Raw genomic sequence first — 516 nt, 5'->3', positions numbered from 1 at the left:
GCCGGACTCGATACAAGACACTTGAATGTGTATTGTTTGAGAACTCGTTTTTATCTAAAGATAAAAACATTTTTTAAAATCAATCTATCGATTGAATTTACTAGTCAGCTTTCCAGATTGTTAAAGAGCATTGTGTTTCTTTCGAACCACTGTCTAAAAACACTTACTCTATTAAAAGAGAAATGTACTTAAAGAGTGGCGTCCCGTAGGGGAGTCGAACCCCTGTTACCGCCGTGAAAGGGCGGTGTCCTAGGCCTCTAGACGAACGGGACATTGGTGGAGCTATGCGGGATCGAACCGCAGACCTCCTGCGTGCAAGGCAGGCGCTCTCCCAGCTGAGCTATAACCCCAATGTTTTACTTCTTTTAAGAAGTTCTCTAAAGAGAAAATGGTGGGCGATACCGGGCTCGAACCAGTGACCCCCTCCTTGTAAGGGAGGTGCTCTCCCAACTGAGCTAATCGCCCACGATAGTTTTAATTCCTTCGTGAGAAAGAATGGTGGGTCGTGCAGGATTC

The 516-nt window shown here is 45.7% G+C and carries 3 tRNA genes; all 3 read right to left on the bottom strand.

Features of this window, described 5'->3' with window-relative positions:
- Positions 1-196: 196 nt before the first annotated feature.
- Positions 197-272: transfer RNA gene (locus CTN01_RS22660), tRNA-Glu, on the bottom strand.
- 2 nt (positions 273-274) lie between these two features.
- Positions 275-350: transfer RNA gene (locus tag CTN01_RS22655), tRNA-Ala, on the bottom strand.
- A 39-nt stretch (positions 351-389) separates the two neighbouring features.
- Positions 390-465 (bottom strand) — tRNA-Val (locus tag CTN01_RS22650).
- Between the last annotated feature and the right edge of the window lie 51 nt (positions 466-516).

This window comes from Photobacterium angustum, assembly GCF_003026365.1.
Taxonomy (GTDB): domain Bacteria; phylum Pseudomonadota; class Gammaproteobacteria; order Enterobacterales; family Vibrionaceae; genus Photobacterium; species Photobacterium angustum.
This window is presented reverse-complemented; position numbering and strand designations above follow the sequence as displayed.